Raw genomic sequence first — 19,001 nt, 5'->3', positions numbered from 1 at the left:
CCGCCCGCCGCAACCGAGCGCCGCTCAACCCCTGTTGATTATTTCTGCTAACCCGCTGCCTGCGTCCGCACCACCAGCACGCTGACCGGCGACTGGTGGATGATCGCCGACGCATTGGACCCCAGCATCTTGGATGTGAGCGAGGGCTGGTGCGAGCCGATCACCACCAGGTCGGCCTTCAGCCGCGCCGCCTCGCTCAGCACCTCGTCGCGCACCCGCCCGCGCCGGGTCAGGAAATGGGTGCGATCGGGCGCCAGCCCGGCCTCGCTCGCCCATGTCTTCATCGCCGCCAGCGCATCACGCTCCTCATTCTCGTCGAAACTGCCGTCCAGCAGTTCGGAATAGCGGGTCGGCAGATAATAGCGGACATAGAGCAGATGGACGACGCCCTGGTGCCCCGCCACATCGGCCGCGCCGGCAATGGCGGCACGGGCGAGGTCAGGGGCGTTGACATCGACGGCGGCGACGATCGTGGCATAGGACATGGCGCTCTCCTCTTATCGCTTATGCGCCGTCCAACCATCGACGCGCGTGCGGGATGCCCCAGCCATCAAAGATTCCCGACCCGACATGAATAAGGACATACCGCAATCGCCGGGCAATGGGAGAGAGGCAAACTCGACCATTCCCACCCGTCGCTGAGATGGCGGAGTGGGGTGGATTTGCGACAGTCAGCTTTTGGAGAGAGGAGCGACGATAGCTTACCTTGGACAGTAAAAATCAAGCGGCAACAATCGTCGATAGCGAGCTTGCGCCAGAAGTGGCATCGTCATCATCATGATCATGCGGATTACACTGCTCGCGATTGTTTTTGGATTGGGCGTCTCTCCAACCTCCAACTCCTCGCCTGTCTCAGCGCGGCTCTGCCCATCGGACCCAAAGATCGCCACGCTGCTCGCTGGGTCAAGCATTGTGCTTATCGGCAAGATGGATGTGCCGAAGCAACGACTTACCGAGGAAGCGGCAAAGCCGTCACCGGGGTATCTGGACATCCCTATAAAGGTCGAGAGCGTCGTGAAAGGCGAAGACATGAGCAGTGCTACTGTCCGCTTCTATCCGCAGGATGCCACATACAAGCTATCTAATGCTGCGATGCTTGGCTTAGCTGGCGAACCGGCCATCCTATTTCTTAACCGAGGAGATGATGGTCCTGTTAGCCTATACTTCGCTGGCTATACGCCGGACGCATTGAAGCGGGCAACTGACCTGACGGTCGCCGCTACACGCGCCGAAGCTTCACGGCAGGCGAAGATCGTCGCATCGTGGCGGGCCAATACCACGCTTCCCCACTTCGCGAAGGTGCGCGCGCTCATCGCCAATCTCGGTCAGTCGATGGCGATCAGCAGCAGCATGTATTCGACCAGCTTGAAGCGTTGGGTTACGTAGCAGTGCCTGCTATCATTGCGCAGATGGATGATCGTCGCCATCTACGCACGCAGGCGATCTCCCTCGTGAACCACGCCCCAGACGCGTTCGAGGGGATGCGTCACTACGGGCCAGAGCAGGTCGGGGATGGACTTGATGCGGTGCTCAATCAAATCACCGGCGAGAGCTTCGGATCAATTGTGAACGGCGGTTCGAGTCGTCAACGCGATGCAGTGGTTGCCGGCTGGAGGGTCTACGCCGCCGATCTTGCATGTAAGCAGGACAAGTAACGCCCGGCTGTTTCTATCCTTCAATAAGCTTTATTGGCTAGATTTGGTGATGCAGCCTTCAATGTGCCACCTGAATGAGTGTCCGGTTTCAGCGATACGGAAGATTTTGGGGAGTGGCCAAGAATGGTCGAAAGCCGCTTCAGGGGTTCCGTCGCTTTGATCGTCGAATGCAGAGTGCAAGGAATATCGGATAAAGGCCCAACGAAGCTATAAAACCATAGAACAATCTGCCATCCGCTCTGGCTGAGCAGGACCGATAAACTTCATCGGTCAAGGCTGTTGAGCAATCACCCGCCATCATCGCCGAGATTACAACAACCATAAAGGCAGTAAGGATATAAATAACGGTCGCGGCGAGCAGATTACGCTTTTTCATATCAGTAATATGCGCCCCACGATGGGGCGCCGCAATGTCAGCTCATGGGCAAGGCGATAGTTTCGATTAGCGGCAAAAACTGGTCGTTACTTAGCTGTCAAAGCCGGATATCGTCATTGCGAGCGGAGCGAAGCAATCCACTGGCGCGAGATGGATTGCTTCGCTCCGCTCGCAATGACGGAGATGCTCGCGTCGCCGATACTGTCCTACATGCCCGATTTCTGATCTACCCTGCGCGATGGACCAGCGCCTTTCTTCGCATCGCCGCCTCTGCCTCGCCTGTAGCCTCATCGATGCGCGGCAGGCGCCTATGTGCCGCGTCGCCGTCGCTTCGCCGCCGCATGACGGGCGCGCGCCACTGACCCGCACCCCCACACCCCCGACGCGCGGCAGGCGCGTAGTCGACGCGTTCCCGGCGCGTTGGCGGTGCAAAGACCCCGGAAACCCCGTTTACACTGTGAACTTCGACGGGCGCGTGGCCCTATGCTGTTACCCGTCCTGCCGCCTGTCGCGTCGCAATCGTCGTGCGGTCCGTCGCGCCCGGCATGACGGGGCGGGGTGATTGCGCTATGGCCTGCGTGCCGGTCCGATCGATCCCCGATCCATCGGGACGGCGAAAATTTTTATCCCGTCCCGCCCTTGACCGGCGAAACGACTTTTCCATATGCATGCCGCTAGCACTCTCCATCCGCGAGTGCTAACAAGTGAGAGAGTTCATCGGGAGAAGGACAAGGCGGGGCACAATATCGCACGGGGGCATTCCTCTTGCGGGCCACGCCGGACCCATCCCAGCACAAAGGGAAAGGCAATCATCATGGCATTCCGTCCGTTGCATGACCGCGTTCTCGTTCGCCGCATTGAAGCGGAAGCGAAGACGGCCGGTGGCATCATCATCCCCGACACCGCCAAGGAAAAGCCGCAGGAAGGCGAAATCGTCTCCGTCGGTTCGGGTTCGAAGGCCGAAGACGGCAAGGTCACGCCGCTGGACGTCAAGGCCGGCGATCGCGTGCTGTTCGGCAAGTGGTCGGGCACCGAAGTCAAGGTCGACGGTGAAGACCTGCTCATCATGAAGGAATCGGACATTCTGGGTATTGTCGCCTAAGCGATTTCCCGAATTTCGGTTTTCCATTTTTCCCCATTTTTCGAAGGAATTAGATCATGGCAGCGAAGGACGTAAAGTTTTCGCGTGACGCTCGTGAGCGCATCCTGCGCGGCGTCGACATCCTGGCCGACGCGGTCAAGGTGACCCTGGGCCCGAAGGGCCGCAACGTCGTCATCGACAAGAGCTTCGGCGCCCCCCGCATCACCAAGGACGGCGTCAGCGTCGCCAAGGAAATCGAACTGAAGGACAAGTTCGAGAATATGGGCGCCCAGATGGTCCGCGAAGTCGCTTCGAAGACCAACGACATCGCCGGTGACGGCACCACCACCGCGACCGTCCTGGCCCAGGCCATCGTGCGCGAAGGCATGAAGTCGGTTGCCGCCGGCATGAACCCGATGGACCTGAAGCGCGGCATCGATCTCGCCGTCGCCAAGGTTGTCGAGGACATCCAGTCGCGCTCGAAGCCGGTTGCCGGTTCGGCCGAAGTGGCCCAGGTCGGCATCATCTCGGCCAATGGCGACAAGGAAGTCGGCGAGAAGATCGCCGAAGCCATGGAAAAGGTCGGCAAGGAAGGCGTCATCACCGTGGAAGAGGCCAAGGGTCTCGACTTCGAGCTGGACGTTGTCGAAGGCATGCAGTTCGACCGCGGCTACCTGTCGCCCTACTTCATCACCAACCCGGAAAAGATGGCCGTCGAGCTGGCTGATCCCTACATCCTGATCCACGAGAAGAAGCTCTCGAATCTGCAGTCGATCCTGCCGATCCTGGAAGCCGTGGTTCAGTCGGGCCGTCCGCTCCTCATCATCGCCGAAGACATCGAAGGCGAAGCGCTGGCGACCCTGGTCGTCAACAAGCTGCGCGGCGGCCTGAAGGTTGCTGCGGTCAAGGCACCGGGCTTCGGCGACCGCCGCAAGGCCATGCTGGAAGACATCGCCGTCCTGACCAAGGGCGAAGTGATCTCGGAAGACCTGGGCATCAAGCTCGAAAACGTCACCCTGGGCATGCTGGGCACCGCCAAGCGCGTCACCATCGACAAGGACAACACCACCATCGTCGATGGCGCCGGTGATGCCGACTCGATCAAGGGCCGTACCGAGCAGATCCGTGCGCAGATCGAAGTCACCACTTCGGACTATGACCGTGAAAAGCTGCAGGAACGCCTGGCCAAGCTGGCTGGCGGCGTTGCCGTCATCAAGGTTGGCGGTGCGACCGAAGTCGAAGTGAAGGAGCGCAAGGATCGCGTCGACGACGCCCTGCACGCGACCCGCGCTGCCGTCGAAGAAGGCATCGTCCCCGGTGGTGGCACCGCGCTGCTCTACGCGACCAAGGTTCTCGAAGGCGTCGCTGGCGCCAATGACGACCAGACCCGCGGTATCGACATCGTTCGCAAGTCGCTGACGGCGCTGGTTCGCCAGATCGCCGCCAACGCCGGCCATGACGGTGCTGTCGTCTCGGGCAAGCTGCTCGACCAGACCGACACCTCGTTCGGCTTCAACGCGTCGACCGACACCTATGAAAACCTGGTTGCCGCCGGCGTCATCGACCCGACCAAGGTCGTGCGCACCGCGCTCCAGAACGCTGCCTCGGTTGCTGGTCTGCTGATCACCACCGAAGCCGCGGTTTCGGAACTGCCCGAAGACAAGCCCGCCATGCCCGCCATGCCGGGTGGCATGGGCGGCATGGGCGGCATGGACTTCTAATTCGGTCGCGACCGAAACGAAGTTCTCGCTCACGCGACAAGAAAGGGGCCGGTGGAGCGATCCACCGGCCTTTTTCATGCCCGTCGTTTCTGCTGTCCTACAGCCTGTTTCCGGCCCCATATGACGGTGCCTTGGCCGGGGAGGGGTAGGGGGATATTGTTGATCGGGCAGCGGAATTGATCTGCTTTGGTGGGCATCGGATTTACCAAATCTCAAGGCTGATCCGCCACTATGCTGGCACGTGTCACGCCTCGTCCGCCATCTGTGCGCAGTCCTGCGCGCGCGCTTTGCGCCCCGTACCCAGCAGAATGCTGAGGTGCAGGACAGCCTCGTCAAAGCGCTTTATGCCTCCCCGGCATCGCTGCTTTCCGGCGCGATTTCAGGTGGTTCGCTCAGTCTCGTGATCGCCTGGCAGGCCCATGTCCTGACCATGCACATCATTGCCGCGCTGGTCCTGATCGTGGGAATCAGTCGCTCCATTTCGGCCGTCTATTTCCAGCGTGCGCTGGCGCATCAGGATGGTCCGGCGCGTCCGATCTGGGGAATCGCCTATGAAATGGGCGCCTGGATCTATGCCGCGCTGCTCGGGCTTCAATCGCTCGCGACCCTGACGATCAGCCAGGATGCGACCCTGCATGTGCTGGCCGTCGGCATGGTCGCCTCCTATGCGGGCGGCATTTCCGGCCGCAATGCCGGCCGGGTCCATGTCGCGGTCGGCCAGACCTGCTTCACCATGCTGCCGACCTCCATCGGCCTGCTGATCGCTGGTGGCGTCGGCTATGTCGTCCTTGGCGTGCTCTGCTTCCTGATGATCTTCGCCATGGCGGAAATCACCAAGACCACGCACCGCATCGTGCTGGAAGCGATGCAGGGCAAGCAGGAGAAGAGCAACCTTGCGATCAAGTTCGAGCGGCTGGCCCGCTATGACAGCCTGACCGGGGTGGAAAACCGCATGGCGATGCAGATGCGGCTGCGCGACCTGTTCGACAATCGCATTTCCGATGCGGATCAGACCGCCGTCCTGTGGATGGACCTCGACCGGTTCAAGGAAATCAACGACACGCTGGGCCATATCGTCGGCGACCAGCTGCTGTGCCAGGTGGCCGAGCGGCTGACCCGCGCGCTCGACCGGCGCGGCCATGTCGCGCGTTTCGGCGGCGACGAGTTCGTGCTGATCTGCCCCGGCGTCAGCCGCATCCAGGCCGAAGTGATCGCCGGCGACATCACCCGCATTCTGGCCGGCGATTTCGAAGTTGGCGGCCATCACCTGACCATCTCCGCCTCGATGGGTATTGCCGTCGCGCCCGAAGATGGCGCCGATGGCGACGAACTGCTGCAGCATGCCGATCTGGCGCTCTACAAGGCCAAACATGCCGGGCGAAACCGCCATGCCCAGTTCGACTGGACCATGAAGGAGCGGCAGAACCGCACCTATGAGCTGGAGACCGGGCTGCGTAGCGCGCTCGCCAATGGCGAGCTGCAACTTCATTATCAGCCGATCTTCGATACCGAGACTGGCCGGATCACCATCTGCGAGGCGCTGATGCGCTGGCAGCATCCCGAACTGGGCTGGATTTCCCCCGCCGAGTTCATCCCGATCGCCGAAAGCTCGGCCCTGATCGAGCCAATGACCAACTGGGCACTGGCCCAGGCGTGCCGCGACGCGATGGGCTGGGACGAGGATATCCGGGTCGCGGTCAATATCTCGCCCGCGCTCATCAAGACCGACGGCCTGCCGCGCGCAGTCATCTCCGCTTTGCTCCAGTCGGGGCTCAAGGCGCGCCGGCTGGAGCTGGAAGTCACCGAATCCATCTTCCTGGAAGATGACCGCCGCACCCATCTGATCCTCAGCGAATTGCGCCGTATCGGCTTGCGCCTCGCGCTCGACGATTTCGGCACCGGCTATTCCTCGCTGGGCGCGCTGCGCACCCATGAGTTCGACACCATCAAGGTCGATCAGAGCTTCATGCGCGGCGTCGGCGAAAATCCCCGCGACCGCGCCATCGCCCAGTCCGTCGCCTATCTGGCGCGCGCGCTGGAGGTGGAGACGGTGGCCGAGGGGATCGAGACCGAGGAACAGTTGCGCTACGCCCGCGAAACCGGCTTCACCAACGTCCAGGGCTTCGTCCTCAGCCGGCCGGTCCCGATCGGCGAGTTGCAGGCCCTGCTCAACCGCAACAGGGCCGATGTCCATGACATGGCGGCGCTGATCCGCCAGCGCCGCCTGGCCTGATCCTTATTTGGTCAGCCGCGTCTGGGCCGACGCCAGCCGGCGCATCATGCGGATATCCTTGAGGTCGGTCTTGAGCGCCGAAGCGGCCCAATTCTCGACAATATCCTTCAGTTCGTCATGGTGCAGCGGATCGACCCGGCGCCCGGCTTCATAGACGCCGACATGGCCGGCATGGTGCGGGCGATTGCGGGCGACGAAATCACGCACAGCCGCTTCCCCCTCGCCATCCTCGACCAGCGTATGGACGATGCCCATGTCGAACATCTCCTCCGCGGTGAAGACCTTGCCCGACAGGATCATGCGCTCGGCCGCCAGCCGGCCCAGCTTGCGCGACAGGATCGAATAGGCACCCATGCCGGGGAACAGGCCGAACAGCATTTCGGGCAGGCCGAAACGGGCGCTGCGCTCGGCGATCACCACGTCGAAACAGAGCAGCGCCTCGAACCCGCCGCCCAGCGCATCGCCCTGCGCCAGCGCGATCGACACCACCGGCATGTCGCCATTGCGCCAGGTGCGATGGACGACGTCGATGCAGGCATGGCCATATTGGACCAGGCCGGGCAGGTCGCCGCGCTCGATGCAGCCGGCGAACAGTTCGAGGTCGCCGCCCAGGTTGAACACGCCGGGGAAGCGGGAACCCGCGACCATATATTTGACCGGCAACTGGCCGACATCGAACAGCCGCTTGGTCTCGGCATACCAGTAGCGGACGTCGCGCAGCATGGTCATGCTGAAATTGGGTCGATTGGCCGGCGTCATGAACGCCCAGAGCGTTTCGGATTCGGCCTCCCACTGCACGTCGATCTGGCCCAGGTCGAACAGTTGGGAAGGGGCGGGAGATGACGTTACGGCATCCTCGCCAAAGCTTTCGATCTCGAATGCCGCTTCGACCTCGGTCGCGCGCTCGTCAGCTGCACTAAAGCGTCCTGAATCAATCATGTGCGCCCCATTTTTCTCTTGAATCTGAACCTTCGACGGTCGGCGCTTATGATGCAGTGCGGGACAAATAGTTGACAGATCATTAACCATTTTTATCCGCAACTGTTGCCCGGAAAGCGCGGTAAATGCGCCGAAATGGAGATTGTTGTTGCGATATCGCAACAGAAATTTTCGTTTCCCCTTTTCAGCCCGTCTGCTCAGCCCTTTGTTAACCATTGTTAATTAGGGCGGTCGCATGGACATGCATCGCCTTCCGGCCCGCAAGAATGTGACACTCACGCTACAGGATGCGCAGGGCCAGCCCTGGACCTTGCGCCTGTCCACCGATTGTCTGCGCTTCATCGGCCGCTATCGCCGGGTCGAGGGGTTCGACATCGACGCGATGACCCTGTTCGACGGCGTCCGCCGGGCCGGCTGAAACGGCGCTCCGACCGCGCTGCTCTTGTGCGCGCGGGCGTTCGCTCCTAGAGCGCGGCGATGACCAAGCCCCGCTTTTCCTTCTCGATCGCCGCCACCGACGGCAAGGCCCGCACCGGCGCGATCCAGATGCGCCGCGGCGAGATCCGCACGCCGGCCTTCATGCCGGTCGGCACCGCCGCCACCGTCAAGGCGATGCGCCCGGCCGAAGTGCGCGCCACCGGCGCCGACATCATCCTGGGCAATACCTATCATCTGATGCTGCGCCCCGGCGCCGAACGCATGGCGCGACTGGGCGGACTGCACGGCTTCATGGGCTGGGACCGGCCGATCCTGACCGACAGCGGCGGCTATCAGGTGATGAGCCTCAGCGCCCTTACAAAGATGAGCGAGGAGGGGGTCGCCTTCTCCAGCCATCTCGATGGCTCCAAGCATATGCTCAGCCCCGAGCGCTCGATGGAGATCCAGCGGCTGCTCGACAGCGACATCGTCATGGCGTTTGACGAATGTACCAAGAATGGCTGCACCCATGATGAAGCTGCCAAGTCGATGGAGCGGTCGATGCGCTGGGCCAAGCGCTCGCGCGACGGCTTCGATGCGGGCGGCGACCATGCCGAGCGTGCGGCGCTGTTCGGTATCCAGCAGGGCTCGCTCAACGAAGGGCTGCGCAAGATTTCAGCGGAAAAGCTGATCGAGATCGGCTTTGACGGCTATGCCGTGGGTGGCCTTGCAGTGGGCGAGGGGCAGGAGGCGATGTTCGCCACGCTCGACTTCGCGCCCGACATGCTGCCGCAGGACAAGCCGCGCTACCTGATGGGCGTGGGCAAGCCCGACGACATCGTCGGTGCAGTGGAGCGCGGCATCGACATGTTCGACTGCGTGTTGCCGACCCGGTCGGGCCGCAATGGCCAGGCCTTTACCTGGGCCGGCCCGCTCAACATCCGCAACGCCAAGTTCAACGAGGATCTGGGCCCGCTCGATCCGCGCTGCGGCTGTCCGGTCTGCGCGACCTGGAGCCGCGCCTATCTCCATCATCTGGTGAAGTCGGGCGAGATGCTGGGCGCGATGCTGATGACCCAGCATAATATCCACTTCTATCAGGAACTGATGCAGGGCCTGCGCGACAATATTGCGGCGGGCACATTGTCGACCTTCACGGCCGATTTCCGCCGCGACTATCAGCGGGTCTGACGCTTTTTCAGGGAATGACACTGATCGCGATGCTGTAGCGGCCCGCTTCGGCATCATGATCGAGCGGGGAGCGGAGCTGGCGCGACAGGCCGGTCAGCACCCGGCCATAGCGTTCGTTCAGCAATAAAGTCATTTCCGGCCCGGCGCACAGCGCGGGCGACGCCATCTGCAACAGGGCGCGGTCGTTGCGATCGGCCTCCAGATGCACCGAAATCCGCATCGTTGCGCGCGGATCGGACAGCATCGCCAGTTCGACCAGTTCGGTCACCAGGAAGGCGACCGGAACGGCGACATCCTGGCTGATGTGCAGATCATCGTCGCTGTCGATCTGGATACCGAAACGGCGCGCCTCATGCGGGGCAGTGCCGCGCAGGCTGGCGGACAATTCGCTGATCAGCGGACGCACGCCGACGCCGCGATTTTCCTCCAACTCGGCAAAATGGTTGCGATGGACGACCGACAGGGCGTCGACCCGGCGCTGGATCGACCCATAGGCCGACACCGCTTCGGGCTCATGCGCCGACCGGGCGTGCAGGCTGATCAGGCTGGCGATGATCTGCAGGTTGTTCTTGACCCGATGATGCACCTCGCGCGTCAGCTTGCGCTGGGTGTCGAGCGCGGCGGCCATTTCCGCCTCATGGGTGGCGACATCCTCACTGATCTCGCGGAATGTGTCGCCCAGGTCGCTGATCTCGTGCGCGGGGGTGCGGATGCGCCGCAGCGGCTCCAGCACTTCGCCGGGCTGATAGGCGGCAACCTGGCGCCGCAACAATACCAGCGGGCGGATCAGCAGCCGATTGACCACGAACCAGCCGATCGCCGCGGCCGCGAACCACATCACCAGCGGCAGGAACAGCGACAGCAGCCGGGCGATCGTCGCGGGCGGCTCGCGCACCGTCATGGTCAGCAATATGTCGGGCGGGTCGAGCCGGGCAGACAGGCTGCTGCTATGACCGTCGATCCGGCTGCCGGGGCGGCTGACGATCATCTGCCGCTCGCCCTGGCGCAGGCTCAGTTGCCGGTTCTGCAGCGCGGTGGCCGGATCGGCGACGCTTTCGAGGTGCGGCCGCGAATAATAGGCCAGCGCCGCGACGCGGTTGTCATGGCTGTGGGTGCGCGAGAGCAGAAAGTCGCCGGACGACAGCAGTTCGACGCGCGGGCCGATGAAGCGGCGCGCGGGCGGAATGCCGGCCGGTTCCGGCGTGGCCGATCCGCACAGCTTCTTGCCCGATCGGTCATAGATATAGAATCGGATGCCGTTCCGGTCCTGCGCGGTGAGGAAGAAGGAGAGGCGGTTGCAGATTTCGCCGTCCGCCTTGCCATCGGCCAGCGCGTTGACGGTCAGGCCCAGCGCGGTGCGATCAGCGTTCAGATCTGCGGTCAGCTTGCGCGCGCTCTGCGTCACGGCGACACGCAGCAGCGCCTCCTTCTCCAGGTCAGCGGTGCGGATCGCCTGCAGCGACGCCACCAGCGCGATCAGCCCCAGCGGCAGCAGCGCGAGCGTCAGGATGAGGAACATCTTGACGCCGGTGGACCGGAGATAGACGCCGAACATGGTCATGGGGGATCGAGAGGGTCCTTGTCTGGGCGGCAGAGAAATGCCGCCCCGACCAGCGTTGATCAGTCCAGTTTGCTGAGCAGGTCCAGCATTTCGGCGGGAATATCTTCGTCGACCGTGCGCTGATAGACGGACTTGAGCACCTGGGACACCTGGGCCTCGTCCTTTTTCGCGGCCGCGCGGCGCTTGCGTGGTTCGGGCGCAGTCTTCATGTCGCGGTCGCGGATGGTCGTGCCGACGTCAATATCCCCTCCCATCCTGTCCCGTTCCGTTGTTGAAGAAACCAAAATCAGCCCCTTTGAAGCTAAATCCGTGACGCCAGCCTGTCCGCTATTTCGCCGCAACGCATAGCGGCGTCAATTCACCAAGCTGGGCAAATTTCACCAAAAAGCCGTTACCGTCGAAAAAACCGAACGAGAGTGAAACAAATCTTGGTGTCGATGGTTCCGGCATTCGAAGCATTTTTTGCACCGTCGGTCATTCGGCGGCAGGGGGAGAGGGGCTTGCCAGCGCGGCATCGTCATCCCATCCTCCGGTGGAGCCGATGTTTCGGACAACAGGCCCGACAGGGCAGGGAGAAGACTTACCGATGTCGCTTGGACAGCAACTGCACCCCCATCTTCCTTTCTTGCGGCGCTATGCGCGCGCGCTGACGGGCAGCCAGACTCATGGCGATGCCTATGTCCGCGCCACGCTGGAAGCGATCGTCGCCGCGCCGGAGGAGTTTCCCAGCGGTGTCGATCCTCGCCTCGGCCTCTACAAGACCTTCCATGCGATCTGGTCGTCCTCGCATCTGGATGACGAGCCCGGCTTCTCGGGTTCGATCGGGCAGGAGGCGATCGCCCATGCCCGCCTGGCCCGGCTGACCCCGCTGCCGCGTCAGGCGCTGCTGTTGACCGCGCTCGAAGGCTTCACCACGGAAGATGCCGGCTATCTGATCGGTCTCGACACCGCCGATGTCGAGGCCCTGGTCGAGGAAGCGCTGGAGGAAATCGAAGCGCAGACCCGTGCCAAGGTTCTGATCATCGAGGATGAGCCGATCATCGCGATGGATATCGAGACGATCGTGCGCGACCTTGGTCATGACGTGACCGCCATCGCCGTCACCCGCGAGGATGCGGTGCGCGAGGCGCTGGCGGAGCGGCCCGGCCTGGTGCTGGCCGATATCCAGTTGGCCGATGATTCGAGCGGCATCGACGCGGTGAAGGACATTCTCGCCGAATTCTCGGTGCCGGTGATCTTCATCACTGCTTTCCCCGAACGGCTGCTGACCGGCGAACGGCCCGAGCCGACCTTCCTCATCACCAAGCCGTTCCAGCGCTCGACGGTCAAGGCCGCGATCTCGCAGGCGCTTTTCTTCGACGAAGCGACCGCTCCGGCCTGACCTGTCTTCCCGCCGGCCGATCCTTTGTGACGGTCGGCGGAACCCTCCCGGCTTTAACGCGTTAAATATGCGTAACGATTCGGAGAGGGCCGATGGCCGACGAGGAGCAGCATATCTCGACGCAGGACGCACGGGGCGGCGCCACGCCGCACGTCGTTCGCTATGTGCTGGGCATTTCGCTCGCACTGGCCGTGATCGTGATGCTGCTGGTTCTCTGGCGTTAAGGCAGTGGAAAAAATGGGCGTTTCTAGGGGTATCTTGGGAATTGGCCTTTGGCGGTAATCGAACTAGGGTGCGGATGCATATATGGCTTTGACGACTTCGGTTCATGCAGCGAGGGCGACAGTCGAAACGGGGGTTGCTGCCGTGGATGAAGGGCTGAACCAGGCGCCGCGCGAGGCACTGTCGGACGGCGAGTTCAAGCGGGAACTGGCCGCGGTCATTCCGCATCTGCGCGCCTTCGGGCGCTCCCTGTCGGGCAATCGCGACACCGCCGACGATCTTGTCCAGGAAACCCTGCTCAAGGCCTGGGCCGCCCGTGCCCGCTTCCAGGCCGGCACCAACATGCGCGCCTGGACCTTCATCATCCTGCGCAACCATTATCTCTCGCAGATGCGCCGCTCGCGTTTCCGCGGCGACTGGGACGACCTGACCGCCGACCGGCTGCTTGCCGCGCCTGCGGGGCAGGACAAGCATGTCGAACTCAGCGACATGCAGCGCGCCTTGCTGCAATTGCCCCAGCCCCAGCGCGAGGCACTGATCCTGGTTGGCGCGGGTGGCTTCGCCTATGAGGAAGCTGCGGAGATCTGCGGCGTTGCGGTCGGTACGATCAAGAGCCGCGTGGCCCGCGGTCGCGCCGCGCTCGAGCAGATATTGGAGGAGGGCGCGTTGCCCTCGCGCCGGACGCAGGAAACGACCGACACGGCGGTGCTGGACGAGATTATGGACGATGTCGATCGCCTGAGCCGGGGTCGCATCTCCGACAATCTGGTCGACCATGGTGCCGACGACGACGGCGATGACGACATGGGTGGCAAGACCGTCGAGGATTGAGGGCGGGATGCACTTGCCCCGGCGTGATCGGGAACGATCCGCCCGGCTTGTCGGTTGAAAGGCCATGGGAAGGACGGAAGCCATGGGCAGCGACCCGCAACATCGACAGGATCGGACCGGGCGACGCTCGGATCGTCCGCAAGGCAGCGGCGGTATCGTCTTCGCGCTGGTGGCGCTGGCCCTGATCCTGGCGATCGGCTTCTTCTACCTCACCAACGAAAGCCGCGAAGATCGGCGCGCCGACGCCATTACCCAGGCGGCGGATTCGGTCGATAATGGTGCCCGGATCGTGGGTGAAGCTGCGCGCAATGCGGCCGACAAACTGCGCAACAACAACTGACACGACACCGTTGTCTCGCGACGCTGACGCATCCTGGTGTCGCTTTCATTTACAGTCATTGGCGCCATCTTCAGATTTTCTTTGTCATTTTCAGGCAGGGTCTGAGCCCTGTCGGATTTCCTTACAGCTTGTTGTAAGGCTGGGCCGACTCCAGTTGGCGGCCCTTCCCGACCGGAGGGGCGGTGCTGCGGGAAGAAGCGCGATACGATGATCAGGCTGTTCAAACATTATGTCCCTCATGCGGTGCTGCTGCTCGGCCTGCTCGATTTCCTGCTGCTGATCGGCGCGGCGGAAGCGGGCTGGATCCTGCGCGCGCATCAGATCGGCATGGATGTCGAGCCGATCGCGACCCGCATCGGCCCGCTGCTGAGCTTCGCCTTCGCCATCCAGACCGGCATGATCGCGGTGGGCGTCTACAGCCCCGAAGCACTGCAATCGATCCGCTTCGCCTGCGCCCGCCTGCTCGTCGCCATCTCGCTCGGCGTCATCTTCCTCTCGGTCATGTATTTCCTGCTGCCCGGCATCACCCTGTGGCGCTCCAACTCGCTCTACGCGATGGGGCTGGCGATGGGGCTGCTGCTGCTGGCGCGGATGCTGCTGGGTTCGCTGCTCGGCGGCGAGGCGTTCAAGCGCCGCCTTGTCGTGCTGGGGGCCGGCCGGCGGGCCAACCGCATCCGCGACCTGGAACAGAAGCGCGGCGCCGGTTTCCTGGTGGTCGGCTATATCGCCATGAATGACGGCGACCAGGTGGTGGAGGAGGCGATCAACCGCACCGCCATCTACAACATGTCCGATTATGTGGTGCGTCTGAACGCCAGCGAAGTCGTGCTGGCGCTGGAGGAACGGCGCAACGCCATCCCCATGTCCGACCTGCTGCGGATCAAGACCACCGGCGTCCATGTCAACGATCTCTCGACCTTCCTGGAGCGCGAGACCGGGCGCGTCGATCTCGACAGCGTCAATCCCAGCTGGCTGATCTTTTCCGATGGCTTTTCCGCCGGTCGTCGCCTGTCCAGCATCGCCAAGCGCATCTTCGACATCATCGCCAGTTCGATCCTGCTGCTGCTGACCGGCCCGATCATCCTGTTCGCCGCCTTGCTGGTGAAGCTCGACAGCCGTGGCCCGGCTTTCTACCGGCAGCAGCGCGTTGGCCTCTATGGCCAGGAATTCTGGATCGTGAAGCTGCGCACCATGCGCCAGGATGCGGAGGTCAAGGGCCAGGCAGTCTGGGCGGAGAAGGATGATCCGCGGATCACGCGCCTGGGCTATTGGCTGCGCAAGCTGCGCATCGACGAACTGCCGCAGAGCTGGACCGTGCTGAAGGGCGAGATGAGTTTCGTCGGTCCGCGCCCGGAACGGCGCCAGTTCGTCGAGGATCTGGAACAGCATCTGCGCTATTATGCCGAACGGCATATGGTGAAGCCGGGCATCACCGGCTGGGCGCAGATCAACTATCCCTATGGCGCGTCGATCGAGGATGCCCGCCATAAGCTTGAATATGATCTTTATTATGCCAAGAATTACACGCCCTTCCTGGACCTGCTGATCCTGATCCAGACGGTGCGGGTGATCCTCTGGCCCGACGGCGCGCGCTGAGCGGCAGGCCATGAGCGCGCTGCTGCAATTCATCGGCGACTGGGGCCATGCACTGGCCGCGGTCCTGTTCGCCGCGCTTGGCATCTTCATCCTGCGGCGCCGGGACGATGCGGCCGAGCCGCGCATGCTCGCCAGCGCGCTGCTGCTGACCTCCTGCTGGGCGCTCTATGTCTCGTTCGGTGGCGTCGACAAGCCGCTGTCGGGCATCGGGGAAAGTGTCCGCAACGCCGCCTGGCTGATGCTGCTGTTCGTCATGCTGCGGCGCGGGCCGGCCTCGCGCGGCGGCGCGCTAGTCGCCGTCGGCCTCGTCTATCTCGCCGTCGCCGGCCTCATCTTCCTCCAGACCTCGACCGATCTCACCTGGCGGCAATTGCCGGTCCGCAGCGACCTGCATCAGATGCTGGTGGCGGTGTCGCTGGTGCTGCGGATGATGACCGCGATCGGCTGCCTGCTGCTGGTCCATCATCTCTATACCGCCTGGCCCTCGCGCGATCGCGGGCGGGTGTCGCTGTTGCTCGGCGCGCTGGCGGCGATGTGGACCTATGACCTCAATCTCTATGTCATCGGCTATTTCGCGATGGACCGGGTCAACGAACTCTATGCGCTGCGCGGGCCGCTGATGGCGCTGTTGGCGCCGGTGATCGCCATCGGCATGCGCAAGGAAATGGCCGGGCGGCTGCAATTGTCGCGCACCATCGCCTTCCAGTCGCTCTCGCTGGTCGCGGTCGGCCTCTATGTCGTGGTGCTGACCGCGGCGGCGGTGCTGATCGAGATGATCGCCGGCCCCTATGCGCGGGTGGTGGAGATTGGCGCGGTCTTCTTCGTCGCGGTGACCGCGCTCGTCCTGCTGCCCTCGCCACAGATGCGCGCGCTGTGGAAGGTGCAGGTCGCCAAGCATTTCTTCCAGCATCGCTACGACTATCGCACCGAATGGATGCGCTTTGGCGAAACCATCGGCCGGCCGGGCGAAAATGCCCCGCCGCTGGGCGAGCGGGTGGCCAAGGCGGTCGCCGACATCACCGATTCCCCCGCTGCCTTGCTGCTGCTGCGCACCGATGACGGTCGGCTGGCGTTCGAGGCGCAATGGAACTGGCCGCAGGAGCCGATTGCCGGCATGTCCCTGCCGCTCGACCAACTGGAAAGCTGGGAAGGGAGCGGCTGGATCGTCGATGTCGGTCGCATCCGCGATGGCGACGCCACCTTCGACCTGCCGCTTTGGCTGATCGAGGATGCCCATGTCTGGGCGCTGGTGCCGCTGCTCCATTATGGCCGGCTGATCGGCGCGATCCTGCTTGCGCCGCCGCCGATCGACCGCCGCCTCGACTGGGAGGATTTCGACATGCTGCGCGCCGCCGGGCGTCAGGCGGCGACCCATATCAGCGAGGCGCAGGGGCAGCAGGCGCTCGACGACGCCCAGCGCTTCGACGAGTTCAACCGCCGCTTCGCCTTCATCGCGCATGACATCAAGAATCTGGTCAGCCAATTGTCCCTGCTCTCGCGCAATGCGGAGCGGCACGCCGACAATCCCGATTTCCGCGCCGACATGCTGCTGACGCTCAAGGAGTCTGTGGGCAAGATGAACGACATGCTCGCCCGCCTGTCGCAGCATAACAAGGGCCGGCCCGAAGAGCCGCGCCCGGTGGCGCTGGGCCCGCTGGTCGAACAGGTCGTGCGCAGCCGCGCCCGCCAGCGCGCGATCACCGTCAGCGGCGACGTGCCGGTCGCGCTCGCCGATCCGGCGCGGGTCGAGCAGATATTGGTCCATCTGCTGCAAAATGCGATCGATGCCAGCGATGCCGATCGCCCGGTCGAACTGCATCTGGGCAGCGCGCATGGCCAGGCGACATTGGCTGTGGTCGATCAGGGCTGCGGCATGACCGCCGAATTTATCCGCCGCGATCTGTTCAAGCCCTTTTCGTCCAGCAAGGCCGGCGGCTTTGGCCTCGGCGCCTTCGAGGCGCGCAGCCTGGCCGAGGCGATGGGCGGGCGGATCGACGTGGAAAGCAAACCCGGCGTGGGGAGCCGTTTCACCCTGCGCCTGCCGCTGGCGCCCGCGCCGGCGTGCGATGATGTTCAAGGAAAGGCCGCCTGATGAGCGACACCCGCCCCAAATTGCTGATCGTCGAGGATGATCCCGGCCTGCAGCGGCAATTGCGCTGGGCCTATGAGGATTATCAGCTCTTCATCGCCGGCGACCGGCTGGAAGCGATCGAGATGCTGCGGATGGAGGCGCCCGATGTGGTGACGCTCGACCTGGGCCTTCCGCCGGACCCGGACGGAACCAGCGAGGGCTTTGCCACGCTGGAGGAGATATTGCGCATCAAGCCCGATACCAAGGTGATCGTGGCGTCGGGCCATGGCGCGCGGGAAAGCGCGCTCAATGCCATTTCCGGCGGTGCCTATGATTTCTACCAGAAGCCGGTCGACATTGACGAGCTGGGCCTGATCGTCCGGCGCGCCTTTCACGTCCATGCACTGGAACAGGAAAATGCCCGCCTCGCCGAAGCCGCGCCGGAGGGGGGCAGGGTGCTCGGCCGGATGATCACCGGCGCGCCGGAAATGATGCGGGTCGCCCGCACGATCGAGCGGGTCGCCAGCGCCGATGTCTCGGTCATGCTGCTGGGCGCCAGCGGCACCGGCAAGGAATTGCTGGCGCAGGGGCTGCATGATGCGAGCCCGCGTCGCGGCGGTGCCTTCGTCGCGATCAATTGCGCGGCCATCCCCGAAACCCTGCTGGAATCAGAACTGTTCGGGCATGAAAAGGGTGCCTTCACCGGCGCGGTCAAGACCACCCCCGGCAAGATCGAGCAGGCGCAGGGCGGCACCCTGTTCCTGGACGAGGTCGGCGACATTCCGCTGCCCTTGCAGGTGAAACTGCTGCGCTTCCTGCAGGAAAGGGTGATCGAACGGATCGGCGGGCGCCAGCCGATCGCGGTGGATACGCGCATCGTGTGCGCCACCCACCAGGATCTCGACGCGATGATTGCCGCCGCCAGCTTCCGCGAGGATCTCTATTATCGCCTGGCCGAGATCGTCATCCGCATCCCCGCGCTGCGCGACCGGCCGGGCGATCCCGCGCTGCTAGCGCGCCACTTCCTCACCCGCTTCGCGCAGGACATGAACCCGCAGGTCAAGGGCTTCGCCCCCGATGCACTCGCGGCACTCGACGCCTGGGGCTGGCCGGGCAATGTGCGCGAGCTGGAAAATCGCGTGAAGCGCGCGGTCATCATGGCTGATGGCAAGCATGTGACGGCGGCCGATCTCGACCTAGACGGCGATCGGGCCGAAGGCAGCGAGGTCGTCAATCTCAAGGCGGCGCGCGAAATGGCCGATCGTCGCGCCATTCGCCGGGCGATCGCGCGCACCGACGGCAATATTTCCAGCGCCGCCAAGATATTGGGGATCAGCCGGCCGACCCTCTACGACCTGCTCAAACAATATAAGATGCAGGGCTGAT

Annotated in this window: 18 protein-coding genes; 14 read left to right on the top strand and 4 right to left on the bottom strand. The window is 63.5% G+C overall.

Annotated features, from left to right (window positions below; genetic code table 11):
- Positions 1–47 precede the first annotated feature (47 nt).
- Positions 48–485, bottom strand: a complete 438-nt coding sequence (locus DIZ22_RS11345) for a universal stress protein (RefSeq protein ID WP_048939441.1) — start codon at positions 483–485, stop codon at positions 48–50.
- Between the two features lie 292 nt (positions 486–777).
- Between DIZ22_RS11345 and DIZ22_RS11335 the strand changes: the two genes are divergently transcribed.
- From DIZ22_RS11335 to DIZ22_RS11315, 5 genes are all read left to right on the top strand, one after another.
- Positions 778–1,386 carry a hypothetical protein gene (locus DIZ22_RS11335; RefSeq protein WP_137405291.1) on the top strand — a complete coding sequence of 203 codons (609 nt, stop codon included), beginning with the start codon at positions 778–780 and terminating at the stop codon, positions 1,384–1,386.
- A gap of 23 nt (positions 1,387–1,409) precedes the next feature.
- Complete coding sequence (locus tag DIZ22_RS11330) at positions 1,410–1,655, top strand: hypothetical protein (protein ID WP_048939438.1); 246 nt, start codon at positions 1,410–1,412, stop codon at positions 1,653–1,655.
- Between the two features lie 1,190 nt (positions 1,656–2,845).
- Positions 2,846–3,133, top strand: coding sequence for a co-chaperone GroES (groES, locus tag DIZ22_RS11325; protein ID WP_004211301.1), 288 nt, complete (start codon positions 2,846–2,848; stop codon positions 3,131–3,133).
- A gap of 56 nt (positions 3,134–3,189) precedes the next feature.
- Entirely contained in the window at positions 3,190–4,833 is a 1,644-nt protein-coding gene (gene groL / locus DIZ22_RS11320) for a chaperonin GroEL (RefSeq protein ID WP_004211302.1), read from the top strand.
- A gap of 241 nt (positions 4,834–5,074) precedes the next feature.
- On the top strand, positions 5,075–7,066 hold the full coding sequence (locus tag DIZ22_RS11315) for an EAL domain-containing protein (protein WP_037517799.1): 1,992 nt from the start codon (positions 5,075–5,077) through the stop codon (positions 7,064–7,066).
- Positions 7,067–7,069: 3 nt separating this feature from the next.
- Here the strand turns inward: DIZ22_RS11315 and DIZ22_RS11310 are convergent, their stop codons facing one another.
- Positions 7,070–8,005, bottom strand: coding sequence for a crotonase/enoyl-CoA hydratase family protein (locus tag DIZ22_RS11310; protein ID WP_048939437.1), 936 nt, complete (start codon positions 8,003–8,005; stop codon positions 7,070–7,072).
- A 235-nt stretch (positions 8,006–8,240) separates the two neighbouring features.
- Here DIZ22_RS11310 and DIZ22_RS11305 point away from each other — a divergent pair, with 235 nt between their 5' ends.
- Together DIZ22_RS11305 and tgt are read left to right on the top strand one after the other, a co-directional pair.
- Positions 8,241–8,423, top strand: a complete 183-nt coding sequence (locus tag DIZ22_RS11305; protein ID WP_004211308.1) for a hypothetical protein — start codon at positions 8,241–8,243, stop codon at positions 8,421–8,423.
- 59 nt (positions 8,424–8,482) lie between these two features.
- Entirely contained in the window at positions 8,483–9,613 is a 1,131-nt protein-coding gene (tgt, locus tag DIZ22_RS11300; protein ID WP_048939436.1) for a tRNA guanosine(34) transglycosylase Tgt, read from the top strand.
- 7 nt (positions 9,614–9,620) lie between these two features.
- Here tgt and DIZ22_RS11295 read toward each other — a convergent pair whose 3' ends face one another.
- Together DIZ22_RS11295 and DIZ22_RS11290 are read right to left on the bottom strand one after the other, a co-directional pair.
- Positions 9,621–11,174: a sensor histidine kinase gene (locus DIZ22_RS11295; RefSeq protein WP_037517808.1), complete on the bottom strand. Its 1,554-nt coding sequence runs from the start codon at positions 11,172–11,174 to the stop codon at positions 9,621–9,623.
- A 59-nt stretch (positions 11,175–11,233) separates the two neighbouring features.
- Complete coding sequence (locus tag DIZ22_RS11290) at positions 11,234–11,428, bottom strand: NepR family anti-sigma factor (protein ID WP_037511289.1); 195 nt, start codon at positions 11,426–11,428, stop codon at positions 11,234–11,236.
- A 332-nt stretch (positions 11,429–11,760) separates the two neighbouring features.
- Between DIZ22_RS11290 and DIZ22_RS11285 the strand changes: the two genes are divergently transcribed.
- From DIZ22_RS11285 to prsR, 7 genes are all read left to right on the top strand, one after another.
- Complete coding sequence (locus DIZ22_RS11285) at positions 11,761–12,555, top strand: response regulator (protein WP_004211315.1); 795 nt, start codon at positions 11,761–11,763, stop codon at positions 12,553–12,555.
- A gap of 92 nt (positions 12,556–12,647) precedes the next feature.
- Complete coding sequence (locus tag DIZ22_RS22400) at positions 12,648–12,779, top strand: hypothetical protein (RefSeq protein ID WP_004211316.1); 132 nt, start codon at positions 12,648–12,650, stop codon at positions 12,777–12,779.
- Between the two features lie 142 nt (positions 12,780–12,921).
- On the top strand, positions 12,922–13,608 hold the full coding sequence (locus DIZ22_RS11280; protein WP_048939435.1) for a sigma-70 family RNA polymerase sigma factor: 687 nt from the start codon (positions 12,922–12,924) through the stop codon (positions 13,606–13,608).
- A gap of 82 nt (positions 13,609–13,690) precedes the next feature.
- Positions 13,691–13,948 (top strand): hypothetical protein, encoded by a 258-nt coding sequence (locus DIZ22_RS11275; RefSeq protein WP_004211319.1) that lies wholly within the window; start codon positions 13,691–13,693, stop codon positions 13,946–13,948.
- Between the two features lie 207 nt (positions 13,949–14,155).
- Complete coding sequence (locus tag DIZ22_RS11270; protein ID WP_122928209.1) at positions 14,156–15,544, top strand: TIGR03013 family XrtA/PEP-CTERM system glycosyltransferase; 1,389 nt, start codon at positions 14,156–14,158, stop codon at positions 15,542–15,544.
- Between the two features lie 10 nt (positions 15,545–15,554).
- Positions 15,555–17,636 carry an XrtA/PEP-CTERM system histidine kinase PrsK gene (prsK, locus tag DIZ22_RS11265; RefSeq protein WP_122928208.1) on the top strand — a complete coding sequence of 694 codons (2,082 nt, stop codon included), beginning with the start codon at positions 15,555–15,557 and terminating at the stop codon, positions 17,634–17,636.
- Positions 17,636–19,000 (top strand): PEP-CTERM-box response regulator transcription factor, encoded by a 1,365-nt coding sequence (gene prsR / locus DIZ22_RS11260; protein ID WP_004211323.1) that lies wholly within the window; start codon positions 17,636–17,638, stop codon positions 18,998–19,000. The genes prsK and prsR overlap by 1 nt, the downstream gene beginning before the upstream one ends.
- Position 19,001 lies beyond the last annotated feature (1 nt).

Origin of the sequence: Sphingobium sp. LF-16, assembly GCF_003711185.1 — a bacterium.
In the GTDB taxonomy this organism is placed as follows: Bacteria; Pseudomonadota; Alphaproteobacteria; order Sphingomonadales; family Sphingomonadaceae; genus Sphingobium; species Sphingobium yanoikuyae_A.
This window is presented reverse-complemented; position numbering and strand designations above follow the sequence as displayed.